Below are 20,531 nucleotides of genomic sequence, written 5' to 3'. Positions count from 1 at the left end.
CTTTTCCTTTATATCTTTTTTACTAAATCCAATAGTTTTCTATCATCAATGAGCGTCTCCTCTTGTGCTGTGAGAAACTCTAATCCATTTTTGCCCTTTTTGCTCATAAGCAAATACCCATCAATTTCGAAAAACTGGGCAGATTTTTGTTGAAACTCTGGCATAAATATAGTAACTTCAAGTTTTGAGTCTGCAAGATTATGGATAAAAAATCCAAAATCCTCTTCATTGATATTAATACCTATAAGCATTAAACCATCGTTAGCAACCTCTTTGTTTACGACACTTATAAAAGCTTTGCCAAATGCATCATGCCCAGCTACTGCTATGAGTTTTTTTCCATGAATATCTTCAGGTCTCATTCTATCCCCCACAACTGTTTTGCCTCTTCCTCTTCGATTTTACATCTTTGACAAATTTTCTCTCCACCAAAATAGGTAAAAAATGCTCCACAATCTTCACATCTTGCTATTGTAAATTTTGCTAAAATTTCGGCCTCTGGCTCGAAAAACTGCTTTGTATCAAAATATTCAGCTAGCTTGATGCTTCCTTTTTCACATACATCATGACAAAGATGACATCGCACACAAAGCAAAGGATCAAACAAAATTGCAGACGCTTTACTCGTGGTACTGAGTGCCTCTGTTGGGCATATACGATAACAAATAGAGCAGTTATCGCAGCTCTCATCAATCTCTTTTTCTAATGTAAAGCTCAAATGCTCATTTTCAAGGTACTTATAGTTTGCTGGTTTTTCAATTTTTTTAAGAAGAGTAAAGAGGAGTTTTCGCTTATTTGGAATACTCTTTTCTCTAATGGCTCGAATCTGCTCTGTATTAAGGCCAACTGTTGGATCTTCTAAAGCTTCAAGCTGTTCATCAATCTTTGCTTTTGTTTTAGCAACATTTTTGAGTGAAAAGATATTAAAAAACTCTCTCCTATCTGGAATATTCTCTTTTTGCACTCCAAGTTTTTTGCCTTGCACTCTTCTTTGCTCAATAGCCTCAAGTACATAGTTGGCTTCTGCAATATTGTGCTCTATTTGCGGAAAACACTTCTTTTTGATTTCACATGTCTCACAGTGTCCAATATCAAGCACAATCTCTTTAACGGATCCAAGGGCTATGAGATACTCTACTCCTAATGCTGCAAGGCAGACAAAGTTGCTTTTACATGAAATAACTTTTTCATCAGATTTTACAAAATCAAAAAAGAACTCTGTAACATTAAAATCACTCAGTTGCAATGCTTCAGTAGGACACACCCCAACACATGCGCCACAATCGATACAGCCATCTTGCTTTAATGCAAGCGACCCTTCCTGCGTCTCAATTACATCAGCAGGACAGATCTGCTCACAACTATTGCACTCACTTAGTTTTGAGTAGTAGCGGACACACTTAGCCGCATCAAGCCTTATCAAGCAATCTCCTCACTCAAATACTCGTAATCTTCAAGCAAAAACTCTAAAGCAAGTTTTGCAGCATCTTTATAAAATGGTGTACGAGCTTGCTCTACAACATTGATAAAATACATTGGAGCAAATTGTAAAAGATGATTTTCCAAAAACTTCTTTTGCTCTGCTTTTATCGATTGCACAGCCTCTTCGTCGTTCTCTTCTTCAGCCTTTTGCTGCGCTTCAGTAAGTAGCTTCATAAACTCTAGCTCCACTCCAATATGATCGGGGCTCACTACGCGCGCCCTCTCATAATCCACACGGAATCCCAAATCGTTATATACCTGCAATACAGGATTTGCTCCACCGCTCTCTATCATTCCGTCTTCACGCGTATAAAAAGTCTCATACGGTATGAGATGAAGTACTGCAATGTCAGTGAAATCTACGTTGAGAACTTCATTGATAAGTTTATAGCGGCTCTTATTTTGACGCTCTCTCCATTCATAGTAATGAGGAAAAAGTTCTTTAAAATTTGGTAATTTTTCAATGGTAGCAAGCGTTAAATCATCCATCTCGCCAACAAAAATTCTTGAAATAAGTCCATACATTGCATTTCTACTATGTGTCAAAAACTATCCTTTTATATAAAATTATCTTAGCTTCAAAGTTGATTTTATCAATTTTGTTTATTATTATACAGTGTGTCATTTATTTTTGCCTTAAGCACTTTATGGGATCTTCAAACTAAGGAGAGTATATGAAAAAAGCCCTTCTTTTAAGTATCACTGCAATTTATCTATTAGCACAGGATAGTAATGTAACACAAGGTGAGCAGCTCTATACAAAAAATGGATGTTATGGATGTCACGGCAGTAAAGCTGAAGGTGCAAACAGTTTTCCAAAACTCGCTGGAAAAAGTGAGTCTTATATAATTAAACGACTTCATGGATATAAAAATGGAACTATCCATTCCAATAGAGCCGATATGATGACACCTTTTGCTAAAGCATTAAATGAGAATGAGATAAAGGCAATTGCCCAGTATATTCACTCTCTTGGTAAGAAGAAACTGTTTGATGAAGAGCGCTATTTTCAAGATTATGAGCTAGGAACAAGTAGCGGGAGCTAAAATTTATTCATTTATATATTACACAAGCCAAAAGGCTTGTGTGTACATTACCCTTTATACATAGGGTTTTTATATGCTCTTAATGTAAGAGGTGTTGCAGGTCGTTTGATCCAAGGTGGACGTCTAAACTTCATCTTCTCACTTACTGGACGAGTCAGTTTATCCCTCCAAGCTTGATATGTTTTAAAGTTGTTTTCATAGTTCACATAGACATCACCAAACTTATCGCCTGGTTTTGCTTTTTCGATATAAACCATCTGATGCCACGCATGGTTACCTGCAATTGGATCTGGATGCACTGGAGCTACTGCATTTTGCCATGCACCAGTTAAACCATCCCACCAGATGTTATCGAGATCTTTATTGATCTCTTTAAATTGCCAGCTATCTTCACGTTTTTTGAGTCCCTTATCTAGTCCCTCTTTTGCGCGCATCTTACCAATTTTTCCATCCATCTCCATTTTATATAGAGGTGCTCCAACTCCCATGACACCAAGCTTATGCTCAAATCCAGGAATCTCTACCGCATTTTTAAGTTTCCATCGTCCTGCGTGGTGACTATTTGCTAAAACTCCTGGTCTTGTAGCTTCAGTTGGAATTGCCATTGCAACAAAATATCCACTTTCAAGCCCACTTACTGTATCCACGATTCGTACTCGAATTTTATCACCTTTTTTAATTCCTAGTCTCTTCGCATCACTTGTATGGATCCATACAGGGTTATGGTTTTGGCTAATCTCCATCAAATGTTTAGAGTTAACACTTCGTGTATGGATGTTGTACGGCAATCTATAAATTGTATTGAGCGCAAATTGATTTTTGTCTTTAATGTAATCGTGGTGAACTTGTGTTACAAGATGCACCATCTCTTTACGCTCTCTCCTATCTCGTGGGTAGATAGGAATTGCATATTCAGGCCACTGATACTCTTTTGCAAGCCAATCTACATAAAAATCGAGTCTCTTATCTGGGGTATGGAACCCATGATAGACTTTTCCATCAATTTCTATTCCAAATGGCTTTCCATCATGATAGAGTACATCATACTCATCTTTTTCTACATGGTCTTTATGTACTTTCTTCCCATGAATAGTGTAATACTCACCATCAAAAGGAATCTCTTCTTCTTGTGGTTTATATACATCAGTCTCTTCTGTCCATGCACCTCTATCTCTCATAAACTCATAGCATGGATATTTACTGTTTGGATATGCAGCAATTGCCGCTTTTTTGAGTTTTGGCAAATTAGCAAATGCTGCATCATAGAGCTCTGCTATAGTAATAGCTCTATTTGGATCCTCTTTACTTGCCCAATACTGTTTTACACCATATTTTCCATCTGGATCAACATAATGTACAAAGAGATTTGCCCAAAACTCATTCTCTTCCCAAATTTCCCCAAGACCAGCTTTAATATGTGCTTCAAGAGTCGCTCTCGTTGGATCTTTTGGCTTCCATCCCATTTTTTCTAATGCAACTCTTAAAGCTGGTTGTCTAAATGCTGTCCACTGCTCTGGTTTTGTAGGAGCAGATTGCTGGTCATGTCTTTCGCCAGAAAGCCCTGTTGGCAATACATAATCACAATACCAGTTTGTCTCACTCCAGGTTGGTGAAAGGTTGAATGTTAATTCAAACTTGTCTTCTCGCTTCAGTGCTTCTATCCATCTGAAACCATCTGGATTGATCCAAACTGGGTTATACATACGTGGTACCCATACAGCTATTTTTTCCGCTACTTTAAATCCTCGTTTATTCCATTTTTCTCTCCACTCATCATCCATAATAAGGTGAGGAAGCAAGAAACTCATCTCATATGTAGAGAGTGGATACTCTGGTGGCCATGAGTAATCATTCCATGTATCGACACGCTCTGGCGCTTTTCCAGCTACTGTCGCTTTGAAAAATTTACCGTTGACACTTACTTCATGCCAATGGTGCCAACTTACTCCACCAATATCACCTTTGAGTGCACCAGTGAGTGCTAGGAGCAAGAAGCCACTTCTTGTATTCATCCAACCACCGCGGTGACCAATAGTCCCAGCTCGCCATAAATAAGTTGATATTTTATCTCCAGCATCTTGGATCATTTCCCAAAGCTGCTCTAACTTATACTCTTGCCCCTCGAGCTTACACTCTTTTACAACAAAGTCAAGATCGTATGGCTTATACATATCTTTAAGCAGTTCAATGAAACTCTCATAGCTCTCATCTTTTGGAAGCCTACTGATGTATCCTTTTTCTTTGATAAAGTTTAGGTATTCTTTATCTTTCATCAGTTTCTTCCAGTTGACCCAGTTTTTCACAAATTCATGGTCAACCATATCTTCACCATTTTTCTTCTTCTCATGAAGCACTCTATTTGCTAGGTAAAGATACAACGCAGCTTCTGTTCCAGGCCAAACTGGAAGCCACAAATCTGCCATACCGGCGCTGTTTGAAAGTCTTGGATCGATTACAACGAGTTTTGCACCTTTTTTTCTTGCATCCGCAATAAGTCCAGCACTTTGCTGGAAATAGTGTCCGGCATCTGCAGCGTGAGAAGATTGTAAGAAAATAAGTCGGCTGTTTGCCCAGTCTGGTGAGTTCCTATCATCATTTGCCCACTGGATTGAACCTTGTCTTGCACCTGCACTACAGATGTTAGTATGTGAGTCAAATCCGTCAAAACCAAGTGTGTGAGGCACTTTTCCACTAAATCCATTCTCATTTGGTCGACCGACATGGTAGATGAACATTTTTCTACTAACTTCATCACCTTTTTCTAAAAGTTCGGCTACTTTTTTGCCGATCTCTTTCATAGCATCATCCCAGGTTACGCGAACCCACTTTCCTTCACCTCTTTTACTTCCAGGTGCACGCTTAAGTGGGAATGGGACTCTATCTGGATCATACATCTGTGACCAAACTGCATATCCTTTTGCACAGTTGCGACCGCGGCTTCCCGTATGGAGAGGGTTACCCATATATTTTTTAACTGTTAAGCTCTTTTTATCAACCCACGCAGTCAAACCACATCCAGCTTCACAGTTACTACATACTGTTGGGACAATGACAAAATCATTTACATAGATACCATCTGGGTTATCTTCGCTTTGTACACCTTTGCGATCTATACCACCTCTTTTCCAATCGTCACCATCAAGCTCTTTAAAATCATCCCACTCTTCAAGTGGAGGATAAAAAGAGATAGTTTTTGGTGTATTGGTAAATTTTCCTACTTCTTCACTTTTTGCTTCAGCAATAGTTTCAAATACACCTTTGCTCACAGCTATTCCTGCTACTGCAGCAGCTGCTGTGCCTTTGAGAAAATTTCTTCTACTTTCTAAAAAACTCATATCGACTCCTTAACTGAGTGGTAGTAATTGTGGGATAATAAGCCATACATGTTTTGTGATATACAAACCCACAATCGCTGAAACGCTAGCCAAATAAAGCAGTGACGCACTTCTGCTTTTAAGGCTAAAATAGACTAAAATCATTGGGATAATAAATGCAAGCCACTGTCCAGCCCAGAACATTGCATGATATGCGCCATGCTCTTTTACATACGCTAAAATTGCTGCAACCTCTTCAGCTTTCATATGTCCAAAATAGTATTCACCCATATAAATCGTAAAACTTAAAAATGCACTCACACCAAGAATAATTGCCAAATCACGTTTTATCTCATAGCCCCATTTTCCACCAATAATAAGAAATACTGCACTACCAGTTAAAAGAGCTGCTAACATCATCTGCACAAGTTCTGTTGGAGTTTGCCAAAGCTCTCTTGCAGTTGCTTCGCCCATGATAGTAGCTGTGTACATAGTAACTGGTACTGCTAGGACTACAGCAGCTTTTAAAAGAGGAGAATAGAGTGAATCGCTCAAAACTTCACACTTTTTAGTAAGCTCACGTACAAATCTTGGCATTTTGTCTTCATGTTTTTTAGCAAAATTTTTGAGAGCTATAAGCATCATGATAAAAATGATACCTGTAAACAGTGTTGCCATCCAAGCACCAACTGTAATAGCGCTAGTAAAGTGCGGATACACAAATATATGCCACATTCTTAGCGGCTGATGGAGATCTAAGAGTGTAAAGAGCAAAAAGATATTTAAAAAGACAAATGAAATAAGAGGCATCCAAAACTTAACCTCTTCTCCAACTTTGTCGTTATAGCGTGCTAAAAGATATGCACCAATAAAAACAACACCTGTACCAATACTTTTTGCCCACATATTGAGTGTAATCATCCATCCCCAAATCACCTCTGGAATTGGGACATCAAGCGTTACAATTGCATTTGTTGCTGCTACTGTATGTTCTACCATTAGTGACCTCCTATATGGTCTAAATGCGTGATTTTATTGAAAAGATTGTATCCCTCTTCTCTCTTCGCTGCCAATGGATTGAGCTGTACTTGACCACCACCTACATAAAAATGTTTCGGATGAGTGTTTTTCTCTGGTTTTCTTACTTGTACGCCACCATCTTTTTGATGCTGCATAATATATTGGCTAATATGACTCGTTGGATCGTCAAGATCTCCAAAGATATTTGCTTCAACCGGACATGCTACAACACATGCTGGCATCATCTCACTTGCAATTCTATGTGCACAGTATGTACATTTATCTGCAGTATTTGTGACTGGATCCATATAAATCGCACCATATGGACATGCCATCATACATCCTGCACAGCCGATACATCTCTCTTTGTCGATATTGACAATACCGTTTTCAAGATAGTGCAAAGCACTCACTGGACAGATACGCTCACATGGTGCATCTTCACAATGGTTACAGCGGAGTGGCGTATATGTTCTTTTTGTTTCAGGATATACACCTACATCCACATACTTTACACGAAGTCTCCAGCTATGCAGTGGAACCTTATTTTCCACTTTACAAGCAACTTCGCAGCCCTTACACCCCATACATAGGTCAAGGTCGACCAAAAAGCCTAGCTTCATACTTTCTCCTTTCAACTGATAAGCACCAGTGTTATAAGCTTGACTTTTAATAACTATAAGCCAAGCTAAATACCGAAAATGCGCTATTTCATAGCTATTAATAGTCTAACACTCTTTGCTTAACTTTGACTAAAAAATTGTAAAATTGAAAGATTTTTGCAATAAATAAGTTGAAAAAATGAAACAAATAGAGAGAATTTCTCTTTACAATTTTTTAAATTCAGTTATATTGATTTATTTTTCAATTTATTTTGAATTTAATTTATGATTTTTGTGATGTATTTGGATGGTGTAATATCAAAGTAGATGTTGATTGCTTTTGGAAAATGGAGCTCTTGTGGATTGCGCTCTTCTTTGGGAAGAGCGTAGTCTGATGGCCATATTTTTTGCTTTGGACATAAGCTCATCAAAGGTACTTGCATTTCATATGCTGCCAAAGCTATGGGAAAACTACCCACTTTATGTACTAAACCAAAACTGCCTATACCATCAGCCCCAAAAACTACTGCATCCACCTCTTTAATTAGCGTTGCAGCAGCTGCATCAATAATGAGAGTTACATCGATGCCATTTTGCAAAAGTTGCTGTGCTAAAACTCTGCCTTCATTTTTTGGCCTCGATTCTGTACACAATACTTGCACATCTTTTGCTTCCAATAGCGCTTTATGAACAAGAGAGCTATGAGAGTGTGTTAAAATTCTCTTACCTCTTAACAGTGGTGCAGCTTTTTGCACTATGAGCTCGTTTGCTTTTTCAAACTCTATCCACCATTTATCACAAAGAGTTGAAGAAAAGTTTTCTAGATTTTTTTCAATAAAAGAAGCAAAATTATATATTGAAGCCATAAATGGCTGGGCATTTTTTAGTTTTGGAAGGATTAGTGGAAGTTCATTGAAAGAGGCTTTTTTTACAAGTTCTATGCTCTTTTTCGTTAGATATGTAGCTCCATGGAGAGAATCATTCGCTATCTCATCTATCTCTTTTTCCCACCACTCCATAGCTACTCTTGCAAACTCTTAATTTTTGCTAAATAGCTATATTTCATATCCAATTCAAAACTCTCATTTGTAGGATATTCATAGCCAAATACATCTTTCCACAAAGAGTGATCCTCCATACACATATAAAAAAATACTTTTCCATGCCATGGCTTTAAAGACTCATAAGCAAAACGAAAAAGCTCTCTTTTAATTGAGAGAGGATAGGAGAGTTTACCAGCAGCATCTACAAGTGGCATCTGCAAAATTTTACTCTTCATTGCCCTTTGGCGCAGTTTTTTAATCACAGGTTTGATAAAAGTTAATGTTCCTAAACTCACCAATGCAACTCTATTAGGGTCAAACTCTTTTATAAGCCTTGCAAAAATCTCTCCATACTCCTCTTGCCACCCTTTATAGTAGATCATGGGATGAAAATGAAAACCAACCAATCTTCCTTTATCGTGCACCTTTTTTGCAGCATCTAATCGCTCATCAAGCGAAGCAGTGAGGCGCTCCTCTTTTTCGATAATTGTTTGGGGATTGAGACTCCATGTGGTTATGATATTTGGAGGATACTCATTTTCTACTAAGTAGCGTACATTATCGCTTTTTGTTTTGAGCTCTAGTATCGCATGAGGATTTTTTTTTGCAAAAGCAAAGAGGGCATCAAGCACCCCTCCACGATTACCCCACATGAGACTATCGCTACTTTGCCCTGTACCAATATGGTAAATCTCATTGGGATCAAGCTCTATATTTAAGAGTTTTTCTTTGAGATTTGTATTGAAAGTAATTGTATCTTCATTGTAAAAGCTCTGAATCGAGCAGTAGCTACAATCATACCCGCAAGACTCTACCATATCGAGTGTCCAAAGATTGCAGCAGCGCGTCTTTGGACTAGCCACAGGACACATACCAAAACCAAGCTTCTTATCGATTTGCGCAAAGCGAATTTTATGCGTTTTTTCTTTGTCTATAGAGAAATTCTCATAGTTTTTGAGACTCTTTTTGTAAGTTTCATAGTGTTCATATAAATGCTCGAGCGCCTCTTTTTTATTTTTTCTCTCTTCCCAGAGCTCTTCAATACTCGCCTCTGCCCACATATAGAGATCCACTGCTATATCACAAATCTGCTTGAGCTCAGCATGAGAGAGTCTATACTTGTAGGCTAGATTACGTATAAACTCTCTTTGCTTTTCGGGAAGAGAGAAATAGTGGGTATGTGCTACTTTTTTTTCAAAATCATATATTTTCATCCTGGCAGCATAATTCCTCGAATCATAAAATAAAACATCGCTGCCAACACTCCCGCAGCTGGTACAGTAATAATCCATGCTGCTACAATCATTTTTAAAGCACTTCGTTGCACAAGCTCATACTTTTTAAGTGCCTTTATAGCCTTTTTCTCAATTTTTGTTAATTTTATCTCTCCATGCTCTAGACTAGCTATAACCTCTTTTTCTCTATTAATTTTTTCAATGAGCGCTTTTACGATAAAAGGATCAGCTTTTTTAGGATCCCCCAAAGCCTCCAATGCTCTTTCATACTCTTCTAATTTTTTCCTCTCCTCCTCAAGCCTTGCCTCTTGAAACTCTTTTTCCAACACTTTTTCCTCTTTTTTGGCACGATCTTCTAATCGCATCAAATATTCACGCAAAAATCCAACACCAAATACGCCCCCAACAGCAATATGTGTAGAGCTTACAGGAAGTCCCAAAGCAGACGCTACAATAACAGTAATAGCAGCAGCTAGAGCTATACAAAAAGCTCTAATTTGATCAAGCTCAGTAATTTCGCTTCCAACTTTTTTAATAAGTTTTGGACCATACAGTGCTAGCCCTATGGAGATTCCAAGAGCTCCCACCATCATAACCCAAAGGGGGATTGGCGCCTTTTTTCCAAATTCTCCACTCATAATAGCATCATTGATACCTGCAAGAGGACCCACTGCATTTGCAACGTCATTTGCTCCATGCGCAAAGCTCAAAAGTGCTGCACTAAAAATAAGCGGAATTGTAAATAGTTGATTAATAGATTCTCGCTCATTGGGAAGCGTTTGCGCCTTTTTTGTAATATATGATCGCACAAACATAAAGATTGGTACAGCTATAAAAAAGCCTATTACGACAGCAAGGGGGAGAGGAACTTTTACTATATGTTTGAACCCTTTAACGATTAAATAGCTTGCAAACGCCCAACTCATTGTAGCAATATAGAGTGGAACCCATTTTTTTGCCGCTGCAATTTTATCTTCTTGAAAAATAACATTTTTCTTAATAATATACAAAAATCCAGCTGCAATGAGTCCGCCCAATACGGGAGAAATCACCCATGAAGCGGCAATTTTACCCATAGTCACCCAATTAACCATTCCAAAACCTGCTGCTGCTATTCCGCCTCCCATAACGCCACCTACAATAGAGTGAGTGGTAGAGACTGGTGCTCCCATAGCAGTAGCAAGATTGAGCCATATTGCACCAGCAAGGAGTGCAGCAAGCATAATCCAAATAAACATCTGCGTATTGGCTATCAGATTAGGATCGATAATGCCTTTTCTGATTGTACCCACAACATCAGCTCCTGCGATAAGTGCACCTGCAGCTTCAAAAATCGCAGCTATAATAATTGCGCCCATCAAAGAGAGCGCCCCACTTCCCACTGCAGGACCAACATTATTAGCCACATCATTGGCACCAATATTCATTGCCATATATCCACCAAAAATTGCTGCAACTATAAGCAGTGTTCTATGCTCAATGCCGCTTGCGTGCATAGATGCATACCACATAACACCAATTATAAAGAGAAGCGCTATAATAATTCTCCCAGCATCTGAAGCTTCAAATTTCCTTGCTCTTTTGACTTCTGGTATATGTTTGAGTTCCAAAATATCTCCTTGCTATGCTTTTTTGAGATGAAGAGTCTATTTTTTTAGTCGTATTTCAATAGATTTTGCATGAGCTTCTAGCCCTTCAGTATGTGCCAAAATTGCTGCTGCTTCACCAATATCTTGCATTGCTTGACAAGAAAAACTGATAATCGAGCTCTTTTTCAAAAAGTGCTCAACACTCAGTGGTGAGTAAAAGCGTGCAGTTCCGCCTGTTGGCAGAGTATGGTTAGGCCCAGCAATATAATCTCCTATAGGTTCTGGCGTATTATCCCCTAAAAATATAGCTCCAGCGTTTTTAATTTTTGGTAAGAGTGTAAAAGGATTTTGCGTCATAATCTCTAAATGCTCAGGAGCTATTTGGTTCATCAAATCAATTGCCTCTTCCATACATTGCGTAACTATTATAGCCCCCCTCTCATCAATAGACTTTTGGGCAATTTCTCTTCTTTGTAGATTTTGCAAAAACTTCTCTACTTCGCTGCTTACTTCTTTTGCCAAAGTACCAGAAGTTGTTATTAGAATAGAGCTCGCCATCTCATCATGCTCTGCTTGACTAAGAAGATCTATTGCAACATACTGCGGATTTGCGTTCTCATCTGCAATAATTCCAATCTCACTTGGACCTGCAATCATATCGATATTGACTTCACCATAGACAAGTTTTTTTGCAGTGGCTACAAAGATATTGCCTGGGCCAGTAATAACATCTACCTTTTCTATCGTTTGCGTACCATAGGCGAGAGCTGCAACTGCACTCGCTCCTCCTACTTTATAAACTTTTTCAATTCCACAAAGATGGCATGCAGCAAGTAAGAGCTCATTTGGCTCATTGTTGGGAGTAGGAGTAGTCACAACTATATCTTTTACACCAGCTACTATTGCTGGAATAGCATTCATAAGTAGACTACTTGGATACGCAGCCTTTCCTCCAGGAATATAGAGACCAGCTCTTTCAACTGGTGTGACTTTTTGCCCTAAAATAGTGCCATTCTCTTCAAAATCGATCCAAGACTTTGGCATCTGCTTTTCATGATATGCCTTGATCCTCTCATACGCCAAATGCAAAGCCGCACGTAGCTTCTCATCAAGATTTTCATAAGCCTTTTGCATTAAAGCTGCATCAATGCGCAAATCTTCACTGCTCTTTGGTTCCCATCCATCAAACTTTGCTATATGACGATAGAGTGCATCATCACCCTCTTTTTTAATCTCATCAATAATTTGCATCACAATTGGAGTAACCTGCTCTATATCCATATCGGAACGCTCTAAAATTGCTGTAAATTGCCTTTGAAAACTGCTATCATCTGTGTGGAGTATTCGCATAAAAGATTCCTTCTCCTACTAATTTATTATGAGATTGTAGCAAACTTTTTCTTGTATCTCTCTTCCATTGTAATATTGCCAAGTACACCTCCTTGATGGATATATAAAAAGGCATTGGACATGAGACATTGGGGATTGGGTAAAATTGTGCTAAAGGCTATTGGATCATACAAGAGATCAAATTCCACTTCTGTTTGTTTCCCTAATTCTAACCATATCTCAAAAAGCTCTTTGTAAAGTTTTCCAAAACGGTATCTCTTTGGCGGCTCAAGAATAATTGGATGAAACTTCTCATCTGCTTCAAGAGCAAAAAACTGTTTTTTTAGATATGCTGTATCTCCTACACAAGGAACAGTATAGACATTGGAGATTGGACACCGGACACTAGAAAGTGTTTTTTGAAGATACAAAGCTGTAGTACCTGTTCCTGATGGTAAAAAGATATTGAGTTTTTCTATATTTTTCTCGTTTGCCCATTCTATTATCTCTTTAGCTAATAGTTTCACTCCATATTCAGCCTCTTTACATCGTACCCCCTCTGGTACTATTAAAGTGTCATTTATAATTTTACATTCACTTAATAAATTCTTCTCCCCAGTATCCAATGTCAAATGTCCAATGTCTATAATTTTCATCCCATTTTCAAGAGCTGCTTTGAGATTTCCAAAAGGATTTTGCAAAAGTTCTTCATTGATACGGGTATAGTAGCTAAACTGCCAACCCTTCATTTTTGCTAAAACTGATAAAGAGTACATAGCATTTGATTGCATAGAGCCATAGGAGATAATCTTTTTTATTTTTAAAGGAGTTTTGAAAAAGTAGTAGAGTTTTCTTGCCTTATTACCGCTAAAATCTGGATGCAAGAGATCGTCACGTTTGAGATAAAAAGAGTACCCTTCAAACTGCACTTTTTGTATGGGAGAAGATTGAAGCTTCAAAGAGCAAAAGCCCTTTGATTAATTGACATTGAGGCTACGAAGATCCTCATAGGCTTTTAGGACTCTTGCTTTCATGCTCTTTTCACCCTCTCTGAGCCACTTTCTTGGATCGTAATACTTCTTATTTGGTTTATCTTCCCCTTCTGGGTTACCAATTTGGCTTTGAAGATAGTCATGATATTTTTCGATATATCCCTTCACACCACTCCAAAATGCCCACTGCGTATCAGTATCAATATTCATTTTTACAACACCATAGTCAATTGCTTCATGGATTTTGGAAAGCTCACTTCCACTCCCACCATGAAATACAAAGCTCACAGGTTTATCTTTATTGATACCAAAATGCTTCTTTATATACTCTTGTGAGTTTTTCAAAATAATTGGCTCTAATCTCACATGCCCAGGCTTATAGACGCCATGCACATTCCCAAAACTTGCTGCAATTGTAAAATATGGACTAATTGCACTCAGGCGCTTATACGCTTCAGCTACCTCTTCAGGTTGGGTATAGAGCTTGGCATTTTCGATACCGGTATTGTCCACTCCATCCTCCTCACCACCAGTTACACCAAGCTCAATTTCAAGATGCATACCAAGAGGTGCCATACGCTTGAGATACTCTTCACACGTAGCAAGATTCTCTTCAAGAGGCTCTTCACTTAAATCTAGCATGTGGGAACTAAAAAGTGGGCGACCATGCAATTTAAAATACTCTTCGCCTGCTGCTAAGAGTCCATCAATCCAAGGAAGCAGTTTTCTTGCAGCGTGATCTGTATGGAGTACCACACTCACACCATAAGCTTCTGCTAAGATATGAACATGTTTTGCAGCAGCAACTGCTCCAAGAATCGCTGCTTTTTGCCCCTCATTATCAAGGCCTTTGCCTGCCCAAAAGTGTGCGCCCCCATTGCTCAGCTGTATAATAACTGGAGAGTTTGCTTCTCGTGCAGCCTCCATAACAGCATTAATAGAGTTGGTACCTACAACATTGATTGCTAGCAGAGCGAAAGAGTGCTCTTTAGCATACTCATACAGTCGCAAAAGATCCTCACCCCACACTACACCAGGCTTGAGAAACTCTCTCACTCCCATTTCTTATCCTTTATCAGACGTTTTTCTTTATTTTCGCACTTTTTTTAAGCTTTTCAGCCTCACTTTTTATTACTTTTTGAAATTTTTGCATTTTAAGCTGAGATTTAATCTTCTCTTTTACTTGTGCAAAAGGAACTGTTGAAGCTGGTTTTTTATCTTCTACATAGATAATATGGTATCCAAATTGTGTTTTTACAGGTTGTGTAGTAAACTCTCCAGGCTTAAGTGAAAATGCTGCATCACTAAAAGGTTTTACCATCTGTCCCTGTTTGAAGTATCCTAAATCGCCCCCTCTTTTACCACTTGGACCAACAGATTTGGTTTTTGCTAACTCAATAAACTTCTCTTTGAGTTTATCTTTTGGAGTTTTTTTGAGCTCATTGATAATATCTTTCGCCTCTTTCTCGCTTTTTACAAGAATGTGTCTTGCATGTACTCTCTCAGGCTGTTTAAATTTATCGATATTTTTTTTATAAAAATCCTCCGCTTCTTTATCAGAAACTTTTATAGAGTTAAACTGCTTTCTCATCCAGATTTCAAGAGCCAAATCGGCTTTAAGTTTATTGAGAGCTTCTTTGTACTCTTTTGTTTTTTCTACACCGCTTTTGAGAGCCTTTTCTTTGAGAAGTTCTCTTTCAACTAGTTGATCCACAACTTTTTGTTGGATTTGTGGAGGGAGTTGCTCAAATTTCATACCACTTTGTGCAAGCATTGGAGCTGCATCTTCAGTTGTAATCTTTTTACCATTCACAACGGCCAAAACTTTGCCTGCTACTGCACTACTTGCTACAAGGCTTAATGCCACCAAACCACCAACGAAATATTTCTTCATCACTTTCCTTTTGTTGTAATATATAATTTACCCTGCAATTATTTCATATTATGGTAAACGTTTTGCACATCGTCATTCTCTTCTAGCACATCAATGAGCTTTTCTACTTTCTCTGCTGTTGCATCATCTACATCGATTTCATTTGAAGCTACAAGTCCGACACTGCTTTCTAAAATTTTCGCACCAGCTTTCTCTACCGCTTCAAGGACATGATTGAAATCTGCCGGATCTGTCTCGATCACAAGCACTTCATCAAACTCTAAAATATCATTTGCTCCCGATTCTAATGCCGCCTCCATAATTGCATCTTCATTCTCATCTCGTTCGACCGTAATGACACCTTTTTTCTCAAACATCCATGAAACGCTTCCGCTTGTGCCCAAACTTCCACCACTCTTACTAAATGCATGGCGTACTGCCGCTACAGTTCTATTTTTGTTGTCTGTAAGGCACTCTACCATGATAGCTACACCACCAGGCCCATATCCCTCATAAGTAATCTCTTCATATTTTACACCTGGGAGGTTACCACTCGCTTTATCGATTGCTCTTTTTATATTATCTTGAGGCATTGAGACCGCTTTTGCTCGCTCAATTGCAAGGCGCAGTGCTGCATTTGTTTCGGGATTCGGTCCTCCATCACGCACAGCAGTCATGATATCACGCACTGCTTTGGTAAAGACTTTTCCCTTTTTTGCATCCTCTTTTGCTTTGATGTGTTTGACTTTCGACCATTTATTATGACCGGCCATAAAATCTCCTCATAGAAAAATTTAGGTAAAATTATATCAAAAACGAAAGGCTCACTTATGGTACTGCGAAAGCCAAAAGAGATAGAAGAGATAAAAAAAAGACTTTTAGAGCACTATCCCCAAGCCCATACCGAGCTCAAATATAAAAATCTCTACCAACTTCTCGTTGCAGTTATGCTCTCTGCACAGTGTACAGATAAACGCGTCAATATGATTACACCTACGCTTTTTGCGAGATATCCTGATATTCATACACTCGCTCATGCAGATATCGATGAAATTAAAGAGATTATTAAAAGCTGCTCATTTTTTAACAACAAAGCAAAAAATCTCATCAAAATGGCACAAATGGTAGAAGAAAAATATGGCGGCAAAATTCCTGAAGATGAAAAAGAGCTTGTGAAACTTCCAGGTGTAGGACAAAAAACTGCGCATGTGGTTATGATTGAATACTTCAAAAAAAATCTCATGGCAGTTGATACTCACGTATTTCGCGTAGCCCATAGACTTGGTCTCAGTGATGCAAAAACGCCACAAGCTACAGAAAAAGATCTTGTAGAGGCTTTCAAAACAGATCTCAATGCAATCCATCAAGCTATGGTACTTTTTGGGCGCTATATCTGTACAGCTAAAAATCCAAAATGCGATCAGTGTTTTTTGTATGATCTTTGTGAAAGTGAAGATAAGAGAGAAATCAAAAAATAGCGCAAATTAGATCTTTGTAAGGACCCATTTACCATATCTTTTTTCAAATACTACATCATCGCAACGTTTTTTAATATCATTTTTTTGAAAGTTATCAAATTTTTTCCCTAAGAGTGCTACGAGACCAAAATCAAATTTAGCAAAATGGGAGTTTGGATGTTTTTTGATATAGTTGACCAGACTCTCATAGCTTGTTAAGAAGCGAAATTGATAGCAAACCTTCGCAATGGCTCTTTTTTCATCTACTTTTTCAATCTTTACAACTTCTACACTTTGTGGCACCAAAATATCTATAGATGAGTAGGGCATAAAATAGTTTACTACCTCATCAGCCACATACACACGCGACAATTCTCTGCTTCCACATCCAGTTAGCACAAATATGAGAAGAAGAAAAAATAGTCTTTTCATAATAGCTCTTGTAACATTTTATAAAGAGGTTCTATCGTTGCTATCTTTATACGCTCTCTTACAGAGTGGGGATTTTCTATCTCTGGGCCAATAGAAACTATCTGCATATCAGGATATTTTTGAGCAAATATAGCACACTCAAGCCCTGCATGAATTGCTGCAAAATCGACACTTTTACTAAACTTTAGATATTTTTCTCTTATCTCTTTTGCTAAAGGTGTAATTTGTGGTTTCCAAGCTGGATACTCACTTTCCCATTGGCAATTCCAATCTTGAAAAAAGCATCCATATTCACTTTTGAGACGCTGGAGTTTTTCTTGAGAGTTTGCTCTTAGGCTTACTTCAATAGTAAGCTCACTGCCTTGCAGGGAGATTTTTGCTAGATTTACACTCTCTTGAGGAATATTAAAATTTTTCTCCCACGATCTTACTCCATTTGCAAAAGCGCAAAGAGTCTGCACTAAAAGATAATCAATTACTTCAAAAGCTTGGACTGTCTCAACTGTGAAAAAATCATTGCTCTTTAATTTTTTATCTGTAGCAATTAGAGCTTGCAAATGTACAGGAATAGAGTTGCGTCGCTCGCCCGCTTCTATAGCACCAATTGCAGCATCTTCTACAAAAAATGCAAACTCTTTAATTGCATTAGGAATATCTTTATCAATATCCACACCACTATGACCGCCAGGAAAGTTTTTGGAAGTTACTTTATAAAAATTTTGCTGTGTAGCAGGAATATATTTTATATCTTTTTTCGCAATAAGATCAACTCCACCTGCACAGCCTACATAAATCTTGCCAAACTCTTCACTATCAAGATTTATCATCTTCGTTGCATGTAAATCTATCTCAAGATTTTTAGCTCCGATAAGTCCAATTTCTTCATCATTCGTAAAGAGAAATTCTGCCTCTTTTCCCTCTTCCATAAGTGCTAGCATCATTGCTACACCAATACCGTTATCAGCACCTAGTGAAGAGTTTTGTGCATAGAGATATCCATCCTTTTCGATGAGCTCTATAGCAGGTGCTTTGCCAACACACACCATATCGTAATGTGCTTGAAGGCATATATCACGTCTATTTTTGTAGCATAAAATATTACCAGCTCTATCAGATTGCACACAATATCCACAATCTCTTGCAAAATTTGCAATGAAAATGCGCAGCTTGGCAGTATTGCCAGAGCAGTGAGGAATCGTTACGATTTTGCGAAATATCTCTAGTACGCGCATAGGAAGGGCAAACATTCGTTAGAAGTGTTTGCCTTTTTCTTTAAAAATTTTAGGAAGCTCATTTTTATCTGTTTTTATGAGATCCTCTTCAACATAGCGAAAGAGTTTATTCACGACATTTGGGTATTTTGCCTGTAGATCTTGCACTCTTTGCCAAACTCTTGAAAAGATATTCTCAGGAAGTGCTAGAAAATATTTTGGAGGATTATATTGTTCTACCATTTTTGCAATATCTTCTGCAATAGCCTTTATTACATCCTCTTCCATCTTCTTCTCAAGTTCATGGCGCTCTCCTGCATTTCCTCCCATTTTGCCAGCATCAGCTTTAAATCTTCCTGCTTCATCTGTAACAATATCTTGAAGTTTCCAGTGAGCTTCGACATAATCAACAGCGTTGACAAGATCAAGCTTAATATTTTCTGGCTTGAGTCCTGCTTCAGCCTCAAGATCTCTTGGATTTGCTTTGTAGACTTTCATCTCTCCAAGGTTTGATACGATTACTAAATCTCCAACTTTCATTTTTATCCTTTTTTTCTTTTATTGTAGCTATTTTTGAGTAAATTTTTGATAAAAGTAGTTGGTAGCTGCAACATATCCTTCCACACTTCCACAATCAAAGCGTTTTCCTCTAAATTTATAGGCAATCACCATATTATTTTTTGCTTGAACTCTTAGAGCATCTGTGAGTTGAATCTCTCCGCCAGCTCCTGGTTTTATATCTTGTAAAATTGCAAAAATATCTGGTGTCAAGATATAACGGCCAATAACAGCAAGATTGCTTGGGGCTTCATCAATAGATGGCTTTTCTACCATATCACTTACCATAAAAACTCCATCTTCAATCTCTTTACCGCTAATAACGCCATATTTACTGATATGCTCCTTCTCAACCTCCATAACAGCTACAATAGATGTGCGATATTTTGCATAGAGATCTACCATTTGCGATAAAACACCTTTTTCCTCTCCTTCACACAAATCATCTGCCAATACTACACCAAAGGGCTCATTTCCTATAAGTGTCTGGCCTACGAGTACAGCATGCCCTAGCCCTTTCATCTCTTTTTGTCTTGTATAGGCAAAAGTGTAGTTTTCCACCAAATTACGAATATCTTTTAGAAGATACTCTTTCGATGTACCTTTGATTTGATGCTCAAGCTCATAACTTATATCAAAATGATCTTCAATGGCTCTCTTGCCTCGCCCCGTAACAATAGCCATCGTATCCATACCAGCTTCAATCGCCTCTTCTACACCATACTGAATGAGAGGTTTATTGACAATCGGAAGCATCTCTTTTGGAATCGCTTTTGTTGCTGGCAAAAATCTTGTACCATAACCTGCTGCTGGAAAGAGACATTTTTTAATCATTTGTGCCTTTCAAAAGATTTTATAAATAGCATAATTATAACAACTTCCACTACTAAGAGCAGATAATGGAGCATATAGACCTGCTGCTGCTTTGTTGCATCAACAATCTGATAGAAGATAAAACTTCCAACCATTCCTACTAAGTAACCTACCTGTTTGCTTATATCTACCTTCGTCAATGCAACTGCTTTTTTGACTATAAGAGTCTCGGCACGCACCAAATAAGCACCAAACATAAATGTAAGCTGATAGCCACTATATACTAAAAGTGCTGTCATGTAAGTATAGGGGTGCAGCAAAAAAATGATAATGAGTCCAAGCATTACAAGTTCTACAAAAAGGCCTATTTGAAAGTAGCGTCTGATATTGAGAAGCACATCATAAAATTTTGCAATGAGAAGCATTCCAACTGCAAGCACAATTCCACCAAAAGAGAATATTGAGGGCTGCAAGGGAGTATAAATCACAAAAATACTCCCTACTGAGAGCCCAGTAAAAAATGAATTAAAATATT

At 38.1% G+C, this 20,531-nt stretch carries 21 protein-coding genes; 2 read left to right on the top strand and 19 right to left on the bottom strand.

Annotated features, from left to right (window positions below):
* Positions 1-8 precede the first annotated feature (8 nt).
* The 3 genes from JG738_RS03450 to JG738_RS03440 are packed head-to-tail and all read right to left on the bottom strand — an operon-like array spanning position 9 to position 2,028.
* Positions 9-362: a hypothetical protein gene (locus JG738_RS03450; RefSeq protein WP_201338384.1), complete on the bottom strand. Its 354-nt coding sequence runs from the start codon at positions 360-362 to the stop codon at positions 9-11.
* A complete protein-coding gene (locus JG738_RS03445) occupies positions 359-1,423 on the bottom strand; it encodes a 4Fe-4S dicluster domain-containing protein (RefSeq protein ID WP_201338383.1) in 1,065 nt (354 codons plus the stop codon). The genes JG738_RS03450 and JG738_RS03445 overlap by 4 nt, the downstream gene beginning before the upstream one ends.
* Positions 1,420-2,028, bottom strand: coding sequence for a molecular chaperone (locus tag JG738_RS03440; protein ID WP_236583212.1), 609 nt, complete (start codon positions 2,026-2,028; stop codon positions 1,420-1,422). The genes JG738_RS03445 and JG738_RS03440 overlap by 4 nt, the downstream gene beginning before the upstream one ends.
* Before the next feature lie 128 nt (positions 2,029-2,156).
* Here JG738_RS03440 and JG738_RS03435 point away from each other — a divergent pair, with 128 nt between their 5' ends.
* Positions 2,157-2,528: a c-type cytochrome gene (locus tag JG738_RS03435; protein ID WP_201338382.1), complete on the top strand. Its 372-nt coding sequence runs from the start codon at positions 2,157-2,159 to the stop codon at positions 2,526-2,528.
* A gap of 47 nt (positions 2,529-2,575) precedes the next feature.
* Here JG738_RS03435 and JG738_RS03430 read toward each other — a convergent pair whose 3' ends face one another.
* The 11 genes from JG738_RS03430 to JG738_RS03380 form a co-directional block, all read right to left on the bottom strand.
* Positions 2,576-5,863: a molybdopterin-dependent oxidoreductase gene (locus JG738_RS03430; protein WP_201338381.1), complete on the bottom strand. Its 3,288-nt coding sequence runs from the start codon at positions 5,861-5,863 to the stop codon at positions 2,576-2,578.
* Between the two features lie 9 nt (positions 5,864-5,872).
* Positions 5,873-6,841 carry an NrfD/PsrC family molybdoenzyme membrane anchor subunit gene (gene nrfD, locus JG738_RS03425; protein ID WP_201338380.1) on the bottom strand — a complete coding sequence of 323 codons (969 nt, stop codon included), beginning with the start codon at positions 6,839-6,841 and terminating at the stop codon, positions 5,873-5,875.
* Positions 6,841-7,485, bottom strand: a complete 645-nt coding sequence (locus JG738_RS03420; RefSeq protein WP_084275487.1) for a 4Fe-4S dicluster domain-containing protein — start codon at positions 7,483-7,485, stop codon at positions 6,841-6,843. The genes nrfD and JG738_RS03420 overlap by 1 nt, the downstream gene beginning before the upstream one ends.
* 257 nt (positions 7,486-7,742) lie before the next feature.
* On the bottom strand, positions 7,743-8,483 hold the full coding sequence (locus tag JG738_RS03415) for a translation initiation factor eIF-2B (RefSeq protein ID WP_201338379.1): 741 nt from the start codon (positions 8,481-8,483) through the stop codon (positions 7,743-7,745).
* A 2-nt stretch (positions 8,484-8,485) separates the two neighbouring features.
* The gene (locus JG738_RS03410; protein ID WP_236583210.1) at positions 8,486-9,721 is read right to left on the bottom strand and encodes a spore photoproduct lyase family protein; all 1,236 of its coding nucleotides are present in this window, start codon (positions 9,719-9,721) and stop codon (positions 8,486-8,488) included.
* Entirely contained in the window at positions 9,718-11,352 is a 1,635-nt protein-coding gene (locus JG738_RS03405) for an inorganic phosphate transporter (protein ID WP_201338378.1), read from the bottom strand. The genes JG738_RS03410 and JG738_RS03405 overlap by 4 nt, the downstream gene beginning before the upstream one ends.
* 36 nt (positions 11,353-11,388) lie before the next feature.
* Positions 11,389-12,681, bottom strand: coding sequence for a histidinol dehydrogenase (gene hisD, locus JG738_RS03400; RefSeq protein WP_201338377.1), 1,293 nt, complete (start codon positions 12,679-12,681; stop codon positions 11,389-11,391).
* Positions 12,682-12,707: 26 nt separating this feature from the next.
* A complete protein-coding gene (locus JG738_RS03395) occupies positions 12,708-13,619 on the bottom strand; it encodes a 1-aminocyclopropane-1-carboxylate deaminase/D-cysteine desulfhydrase (protein ID WP_201338376.1) in 912 nt (303 codons plus the stop codon).
* 18 nt (positions 13,620-13,637) lie between these two features.
* Positions 13,638-14,714, bottom strand: a complete 1,077-nt coding sequence (gene fbaA / locus JG738_RS03390) for a class II fructose-bisphosphate aldolase (protein ID WP_201338375.1) — start codon at positions 14,712-14,714, stop codon at positions 13,638-13,640.
* Positions 14,715-14,727: 13 nt separating this feature from the next.
* The gene (locus JG738_RS10630) at positions 14,728-15,546 is read right to left on the bottom strand and encodes a peptidylprolyl isomerase (RefSeq protein WP_201338374.1); all 819 of its coding nucleotides are present in this window, start codon (positions 15,544-15,546) and stop codon (positions 14,728-14,730) included.
* A 38-nt stretch (positions 15,547-15,584) separates the two neighbouring features.
* The gene (locus tag JG738_RS03380) at positions 15,585-16,298 is read right to left on the bottom strand and encodes a YebC/PmpR family DNA-binding transcriptional regulator (protein ID WP_201338373.1); all 714 of its coding nucleotides are present in this window, start codon (positions 16,296-16,298) and stop codon (positions 15,585-15,587) included.
* Positions 16,299-16,355: 57 nt separating this feature from the next.
* Between JG738_RS03380 and nth the strand changes: the two genes are divergently transcribed.
* Positions 16,356-17,003: an endonuclease III gene (gene nth / locus JG738_RS03375; RefSeq protein ID WP_201338372.1), complete on the top strand. Its 648-nt coding sequence runs from the start codon at positions 16,356-16,358 to the stop codon at positions 17,001-17,003.
* A gap of 6 nt (positions 17,004-17,009) precedes the next feature.
* Here nth and JG738_RS03370 read toward each other — a convergent pair whose 3' ends face one another.
* From JG738_RS03370 to JG738_RS03350, 5 genes are read right to left on the bottom strand one after another with little or no spacing between them, the layout of a single operon-like run.
* Entirely contained in the window at positions 17,010-17,414 is a 405-nt protein-coding gene (locus tag JG738_RS03370) for a hypothetical protein (RefSeq protein ID WP_201338371.1), read from the bottom strand.
* Entirely contained in the window at positions 17,411-18,646 is a 1,236-nt protein-coding gene (locus JG738_RS03365) for a M20/M25/M40 family metallo-hydrolase (protein WP_201338370.1), read from the bottom strand. Before JG738_RS03365 ends, JG738_RS03370 begins: the two co-directional genes overlap by 4 nt.
* An 18-nt stretch (positions 18,647-18,664) precedes the next feature.
* The gene (locus JG738_RS03360) at positions 18,665-19,165 is read right to left on the bottom strand and encodes a host attachment protein (RefSeq protein ID WP_201338369.1); all 501 of its coding nucleotides are present in this window, start codon (positions 19,163-19,165) and stop codon (positions 18,665-18,667) included.
* A gap of 27 nt (positions 19,166-19,192) precedes the next feature.
* Positions 19,193-20,017, bottom strand: a complete 825-nt coding sequence (gene galU / locus JG738_RS03355; protein ID WP_201338368.1) for a UTP--glucose-1-phosphate uridylyltransferase GalU — start codon at positions 20,015-20,017, stop codon at positions 19,193-19,195.
* A complete protein-coding gene (locus JG738_RS03350) occupies positions 20,014-20,484 on the bottom strand; it encodes a hypothetical protein (protein WP_236593253.1) in 471 nt (156 codons plus the stop codon). Before JG738_RS03350 ends, galU begins: the two co-directional genes overlap by 4 nt.
* Positions 20,485-20,531 lie beyond the last annotated feature (47 nt).

Origin of the sequence: Nitratiruptor sp. YY08-26 (genome assembly GCF_016593215.1) — a bacterium.
GTDB classification, from domain to species: domain Bacteria; phylum Campylobacterota; class Campylobacteria; order Campylobacterales; family Nitratiruptoraceae; genus Nitratiruptor; species Nitratiruptor tergarcus.
Note: the sequence above shows the minus strand (reverse complement) of the source record. Positions and strands in the feature narration are given on the sequence as shown.